Below are 7,111 nucleotides of genomic sequence, written 5' to 3'. Positions count from 1 at the left end.
TTAGCCTCCTTGCTGAAGCCTCGTAACTTCGCAGGAGACTTGCATGTCCACATTTTTTCAACCTTCAACTACGCATGAACCGGAAGAGCCTATTTTATCCCTCTTCTGTAAGTTGTGCCGCGCACACAACAGTTGCACATTTTCAGCGACTATCGAAGCCCCGCCTTTAGAATACGGAATGATGTGGTCAAAATGGAGGTCATCGGTAGCGCCACACATCACACATTTACCGCCGTCGCGTTGCCAGACTTCCTGCAGCATGGGCCTGGGCTACTCTGTGGAAATGGCCGTTTTACGTATGCGCACCCTTGGGTGTGAATTCGGGCTGGTCGACGCGTTTTGGATCAGGCACCGTTGCGTGTTTCGGATGATCATGGCCTTCGTAGATAAGAGTCGATCCGTCGTCATCGAAGCGGTCGTTATATGGCGCGTTTGGACGCAGAGACATAAGAATGACAGAATGGCTTCCGTGAAGATTGAAGTTCATTCCCCGCTGAAGGCTAGTTTTCTCGCGACTACACATCTCCAAGTAGGAAATGATTTCGTTCGCCATTCACAACCTTCCTAAATGAATCTAATGAGCTTCAGCTGCAGGCGTGGATGGCGCGGCCCTTGCCTTGCAAGGGGCGTGACAGCCACGACTGGCTGCTGGAAGCACGTGTTATCCCGTGACCTCGATTCCTTCGACACGACACCATTCGAGAATCGCCTCTTGAAGACGGGCATCCTCATACTCGTACCACTCTTCAAGAAGACCTCGCTCCTCAAGAAAGGCCTTGTAGCTCGAATAGGCCCCCCGCCGTCTGAAGATACGCTCAATGCGATCAAGTTCCGCCGGAAGACGCTGCGAAACAAACGTGAATACTAAATCGCGCCCCAATCCGAGTTCATTCTTGTGTGGGACATCATGCCATGAGTCTAAGTCGTATGCATCCTCCGGGATCTCGTCAATATCACCCATCTCTGAACGGAGGCAATGAACAATGTGACAACAGTTTCTGTTGACAATGGTCTTGCAGCGTATCCCGTTCGCCCCGCGTAAGTCAAGAATAGCGCGATAACCGCCGCGTCTCACCGCCCCCGGCCCCCAAGCAGCCGAACCCATCACTTCCGCGTCAAGCTCCACACCGCCTCGCCGCCGCTCTCCCCGCACATTCCCGCGCAGGCCCGCGCCACCGGATCGTCGGCGATCGCGGCGAACATCTCCCGCGCCTGCACCGCATCCCCTACGCGCCAGACCGCCAGCGCCTCGGCGAACGCCCCCCAGCCCGCAGCCGCCGCGCTCCCCAGCTCGAACACCTCCACCGGCTCCTTCCGTCCCACCACCCGCAGCGGCCCGAGCGCCCGGAAGTCGAACCCGTCCCCGGCCTGCCCCCGCGTCGTCTCGCTGACCATCGTCGCGCTGCCGAACGCCTTGTTCGCCCCCTCCAGCCGCGAGGCCAGATTAGCGGCGTCGCCAAGCACCGTATAATCGAACCGCTGCCGCGACCCCATGTTGCCAACCACCACCACACCCGTATGCATCCCGATCCGCGCATACATGTCCTTGCCGCACCGCTCCCGGAACTCCGTCCGCCGCTCCGCCAGCTTCCGCTGGCAGCGCACCGCCGCCCGGCAGGCCCGCGCCGCATGGTCCGGCTGATCCAGCGGCGCGTTCCAGAAGGCCAGGATCGCGTCCCCCTCGTACTTGTCCAGCGTGCCGCCCTCTTCGAGTATGATGTCGGTCATGTCGGTCAGGTAGTCGTTCAGCAGCGTGGTCAAGGCCTCGGGCTCGAGTCCTTCGGACAGCGACGTGAACCCCGCCAGGTCCGAGAACATGATCGTCAGTTCGCGGCGCTCGCCGCCGAGCTTCAGCGCGTTCGGGTCGACCAGCACCTTCTCGATGACCGCGGGGCTGAGGTAGTGCTGGAATGCCGACTTGATGAACCGCCTCTGGCGTCCCTCCACCGCGTAGTTGCGCACCAGCCCGCCGAAGACCGCCACGGCCGCCGCCACCGTGCCGGGCAGCACCGGCGCCCACCAGCCGGGCGGGTAGGCGGCGAGACCGCAGACGGCCGGCAGTCCGATCAGGCCGGCCGCCAGCGGCACCGAGGCCCGCGTCGAGGTGATCGACGTGGCGAGCAGCCCCGCCAGCAGCCCCATCAACGCCACGCCGAGGATCGCCAGCCAGTGGGGCGCATCACGCATGAACCCGTCCGACAGCAGGTTGTCCAGGGCCGTGGCGTGGACCAGCACGCCGGGGCTGACGCGGCTCACCGGCGTGGGCCGCAGGTCCAGCAGGCCCGGCGCGCTGAAGCCGAACAAGACGTACCTGTCGCGCAGCGACGCCGGGTCGATGGTCGGTTCGCCGCCTTCGAGTAGTCTGAGTTCCGACTGGATGATCGCCGCGGCGCTGTAGGTGGTGAAGGCGCTCGTGCCGCCGCGGTAGCGCAACAGGGCGGTGCCGGCGGAGTTCAGGTGCGCGCGGGCGGGCAGGTCGTCCAGCGCGGCGTCCTCGGCGCCCACGAGCCAGGCGCCCACGCCGAGCGAGGGCACGTCGTCCTCGGTGCCGAGGATCCGCTCGACCAGGCCGGCGCGCCGGAAGATGCCGTCGGCGTCGGGCTGATCGCTGACGTTGGCCAAGAGGGTGGCGGCTTTGGCCACTTCGGGGATGGGTTCCGTCGAGCCGGAGGCGCCGTCGTGGTTGGGGCTGATTTCCAAAAACCGCGCGCCGACGAACTTGCCGTTGCGGGCGATGGCCTCGCCCAGCGCCTCGTCGTCGTACACGCCGTAGACCGACGGTTCGGTGTACAGCACATCGAAGGCCGCCACGCGGGCGCCGCCGCGGGCGCAGAAGTCGAGGATCGGACCGTAGACCTCGCGGGGCCAAGGCCAGGCCAGGCTCATGGTCTCGCTGCCCCAGTCCAGGCTGTGCTGGTCGAGCAGGACCAGCACCACCTGGCCGGTCGCGGGGCCGGGTCCGGCGAACAGGCGGACGCGCCAGTCCCAAGTCGTCCGCTCCCAGCTCTCGAGGGCGCCCGTGGACCAGAGCAGCAGCGCCAGCACCGCCGCCGCCGCTCCGATCGCCAGGCCGTGCCTGCGCGCCGACGTCACCTAGAGACCGCCCACCGCGTCCGCGAAACGGGCCGCGCGCTTGGCTGGCGCCGCGCCGGCGGCTCCGGCGGGGACCGTTCCGCGCACCTTGCCGAGGCGGTCCTTGGGCGAGGGGTGCGTGCGCTCGAACCCGTGTCCCTTGGGGTCCCAGCGCCTGTCCATCTCCTCCAGCATGCCGACCAGGGCGTGCGGGTCGTACCCGATGCGGTCCAGCACCGTGACCGCCGACGCGTCGGCCTGGTGTTCCAGGGAGCGGGCGTAGCCGCTGTTGACCAGGGTCTGGGTGATGTCGTCGATGCCGCCGGCGAACTGCTCGGTCAGCTCCTTGATGTCCTCGCTGCCCAGGCTGCGCCCGGCTTCCACCGCGAGGGTGGTCAGGGCGCCGGTCAGACGGCTCTTCTTGATCGCCCGCAGGCCGTCCTTGTTCTGGACGTGGCCGATCTCGTGAGCCAGAACCGCGGCCAGGGCGTCCTCGTCCCTGCAGCACGCCACGAGTCCGCGCGAGACCAGGATCAGGCCGCCCGGCGCCGCGAAGGCGTTGATCTCGTCGCTGTCCAGCAGCAGGAAGTGGTAGCCGCCGAAGGTCTCGGGCCGGTCCGACACCATGGCGACGGTCTGGCCGATCCGGTTGAGGTATGCGTTGGCCCTTGAGTCGTCGAGCGGCGGGTGGTCCTGCAGGATCGTCGCCGCCACGGCGCGCCCGATGTAGTACTCCTGTTCGGGCGTGATGTCCTCGAAGGTCAGGGCCAGCGCGTCGGTGGCGCGGTTGAGCGATTCGCCCTGCTCCTCGGTGATGGCGCCCGTGCCCTGGGCGACCTGGGTGCCCATCTTGGCCACGGTCGCGCAGCCCGCGATCGCGAGCAGCAGCAGGGACAGGATGATCGGTGTGAGCTTCTTCATCACTCACCTCCCTTGGGCTCGACGCCGCCGTCCTTGAGGAAGTCGACCGCTTCCTCGGCCGAGACGGCCATCATCTCCATGCGGTCCACCCAGGCGTAGTCCACGTCCGGGTTCTTGGACTTGAACTCGGCCTCGACCTCGTCGTTGAAGCCCTTGCCCGCCAGGGCCAGCTCCTCGCCCGACGCGCCGGTCGCCGCGTCCATGTCGCCGGCCTTCAGGACGACCTTCTTCTCGGTGAGCGCCGAGGTGTGGATCCAGCCCGACTTGCCGCCGCCGTCGCGGACCTTGGTCCAGCCGCCCTGCGACGAGAGCACGGTCATGCGGTCGCCGTACGACACGTCCGCCACGACCTTGCCCAGGAACGAGGGGCGATCGCGCAACTGCCCCTCGCGCACCTGTACGCTCAGCATCTGCGCCGCCGCCCAGGCCGCCACCGCCGCCAGCAGCAGCAGGAGCAGGGGCAGCCAACGTCGCATCTTCTTCATGCGTCGACTCCCTGTGTTGGAGATGATCAACTCGTATGGCGCGGGAATGTTATCATCCGGCGCCGCCTCCAGGCCATGCTTTTCCGCCGGCGCGCGTCGACGACATAACATTTTGAGGGTCGATTGGCGCGTGTTACCCTGCAGGGCGGTTGGAGACTCTTCACCATCGGGAGGGCTGATCATGCTCAGGATAAGCAAGCTCGTGATCGGGTCGGGGATTCTGTCGATGCTGATGATCGCCGCGCCGGCCGTGATGGCGCAGGAGGGGGAATACGGCCACGATCACGGCGATGCTTTCGACACCACCACGGCGCCGCTGACCGTGCCCTCGGCCGTCGACTTCGCGCCGGTTCCCGGCGATGGCGACGATGAGACCGGCGAGGACGGCGAGAAGGACGCCGCCGGCGCCGGCATCAGCACCTACGTCGACGTGACCGAGAACATGAAGGCCGGCGTGCTGACGCCCTTCTACCGCTTCTCGCCCATGTTCGCCATGAAGGCGCACGTGCCGCTGATCTTTGACCGCACACTGAACTACTTCGGCTACGACGCCTCGGCCAGCGGCCTCGGCGACATCACCCTCGACGCCGAGTACACGAAACCCCTCGCCGCGCCCGGCACCCAGCTGCGCTTCGCGGCCAGCGTCAAGCTGCCGACCGGCAACGAGGAGAAGACCGTCGAGGACGACACAGGCTTCGAGTACGCCGTGCCCCTGGGCACCGGCACCACCGACTACATCCTGCGGGGCCAGTACGCCAAGTCCACGCCCAAGCGCGGCCTGCTGTTCGGCCTGATGTACCGCAAGAACTCGCCGGTGGAGTCGGTCTTCGACTACGGCACATACACCGCGACGACCAAGACGACCAATGCCAGCCAGATCGTCGGCTCGGTCTTCGGCCGCCACCGCGCCAGCCGGAGCTGGTGGCTGCACATGGGCGCCACGATCGTCAAGCTCGGCGACGGCAAGTCCGAGACCGAGTTCAGCGACGGCAGCCCCACCGTCGACAACGGCGCCAACATGGCCGGCACGCTGATCGACTTGTTCCCCGGCGTGTCCTACGCCCTGGGCAAGTTCAATCCCTTCGTCGGCGTGCGCATCCCCGTCGCCACCAGCTACGACAACGAGTTCCGCGACGACAAGCGCGACACGTCGATCATCTTCCAGTTCAGCTACCGGCCCGAGAGCATGGCCAGGTAGCGCGGCCTGGACGGTCGCCATGCGCTTCTGGTATCTCTGTTCGATGGCGGCGACGCTGGGCATGATGCTCGCGTCGCCGTCTTCGGCCCAGGACCCGCCCTCCCGCGCCGAGATCCTCGCCACCCTGCGCCTGGTCCAAGGTCACTGGGTCGCGGGGCATCCCGATCCGGGCAACCGCGGCTGGGCCCGGTCGGCCTATTTCGCCGGTCATATGGCGCTGCACGCGATCGCCCCGCGCCAGGCCGACCTGGACTACGCCTTTCTCTGGGCGGACAGCAACGCCTGGGCCCTCTTCGGCGGTCCGACCACGCGCAACGCCGACCATCAGTGCTGCGGGCAGACGTACGCGGAGCTCGACGTGTTCGTCCCCGATCCCGCGCATCTCGCCGACATCACCACCAGCGTGCTGGGCATGGTCGAGAGCCCCGAGTGCGACGACTGGTGGTGGTGCGACGCCCTGTTCATGGCCATGCCCGTCTTCATGCGCCTCGGCCTCCTGCACGGGGACGACCGCTGTTTCCTCAAGCTGCACGACCTGTACGCCCACACCAGGACCGCGCGCGGCCTCTACGACCCGGCCCGCCACCTGTGGTATCGCGACGAGAGCTACCTGCCGCCCTACGCCACGCCCGCCGGCGCGCCCTGCTTCTGGTCGCGGGGCAACGGCTGGGTCTTCACCGGGCTCGCGCGCACGCTGGCGGACCTGCCGCCCGGCGATCCCCACCGGGCGGAATACGTCGCGACCTTCCGGGACATGGCCGCGGCCCTGGCCGCGGTCCAGCGCGCCGACGGTTTCTGGAACGTGAGCCTCGCCGACACGACCGATTTCCCGGGACCGGAGACCAGCGGCACCGCGTTCTTCACCTTCGGCCTGGCGTGGGGCATCCGCAGCGGCCTGCTGGACGAGCAGACATACCTGCCCGTGGCGGCCCGGGCCTGGCAGGGCCTGTCGACCGTCGCCGTCCACCCCGACGGCTTCCTGGGATACGTGCAGGACGTGGGAGGGGAGCCGGCGTCGTCCCAGCCGGTGACCTGCGACTGCACCGCGGACTTCGGCGTCGGCGCTTTCCTGCTGGCCGGCAGCGAGCTGTTCCGGCTGGCCGACGGCGCCTCGGCTGCGGATGAGGACCCCTTCGTGGGGCCGTTCCTGGCGCAGAACGCGCCGAACCCCTTCAATCCAGTCACCATGATCCGTTTCGATCTGCCGGCCGCCGCCGCGGTGAACCTGTCGGTCTACGATCTCTGCGGCCGCCGCATCGCGACGCTTGTCGACGGGGAGCTGCCGCCCGGTGCGCACGCCTGCGTCTGGCGCGGCGTCGACGGCGAGGGCAGGCCGGCGGCGTCCGGGATCTATGTCGGCCGGCTCGTGGCGGACGGCGTCCGGGTCTCGCGCCGGATGACGCTCGCCCGCTGAGCTGCGCGGACCAACCCGCAC

At 67.4% G+C, this 7,111-nt stretch carries 5 protein-coding genes and 1 pseudogene; 2 read left to right on the top strand and 4 right to left on the bottom strand.

Annotation, left to right across the window (positions count from 1 at the left end):
* Positions 1-57: 57 nt before the first annotated feature.
* The 4 genes and pseudogenes from KJ554_10100 to KJ554_10085 all read right to left on the bottom strand — a co-directional run bounded on the left by KJ554_10100 (position 58) and on the right by KJ554_10085 (position 4,478).
* A pseudogene (locus tag KJ554_10100) lies at positions 58-553 on the bottom strand (HNH endonuclease).
* Between the two features lie 551 nt (positions 554-1,104).
* Positions 1,105-3,093 carry an adenylate/guanylate cyclase domain-containing protein gene (locus tag KJ554_10095; protein ID MBU0742688.1) on the bottom strand — a complete coding sequence of 663 codons (1,989 nt, stop codon included), beginning with the start codon at positions 3,091-3,093 and terminating at the stop codon, positions 1,105-1,107.
* Complete coding sequence (locus tag KJ554_10090; protein ID MBU0742687.1) at positions 3,094-3,993, bottom strand: M48 family metallopeptidase; 900 nt, start codon at positions 3,991-3,993, stop codon at positions 3,094-3,096.
* Complete coding sequence (locus KJ554_10085; protein ID MBU0742686.1) at positions 3,993-4,478, bottom strand: SH3 domain-containing protein; 486 nt, start codon at positions 4,476-4,478, stop codon at positions 3,993-3,995. The genes KJ554_10090 and KJ554_10085 overlap by 1 nt, the downstream gene beginning before the upstream one ends.
* Before the next feature lie 181 nt (positions 4,479-4,659).
* On the opposite strand from KJ554_10085, the gene KJ554_10080 reads away from it, so the two are divergent.
* Together KJ554_10080 and KJ554_10075 are read left to right on the top strand one after the other, a co-directional pair.
* The gene (locus tag KJ554_10080; GenBank protein MBU0742685.1) at positions 4,660-5,676 is read left to right on the top strand and encodes a hypothetical protein; all 1,017 of its coding nucleotides are present in this window, start codon (positions 4,660-4,662) and stop codon (positions 5,674-5,676) included.
* 19 nt (positions 5,677-5,695) lie between these two features.
* Complete coding sequence (locus tag KJ554_10075) at positions 5,696-7,090, top strand: glycoside hydrolase family 88 protein (GenBank protein MBU0742684.1); 1,395 nt, start codon at positions 5,696-5,698, stop codon at positions 7,088-7,090.
* The last annotated feature ends 21 nt before the right edge of the window (positions 7,091-7,111 follow it).

This window comes from bacterium (assembly GCA_018814885.1).
Lineage (GTDB): Bacteria > Krumholzibacteriota > Krumholzibacteriia > LZORAL124-64-63 > LZORAL124-64-63 > JAHIYU01.
Note: the sequence above shows the minus strand (reverse complement) of the source record. Positions and strands in the feature narration are given on the sequence as shown.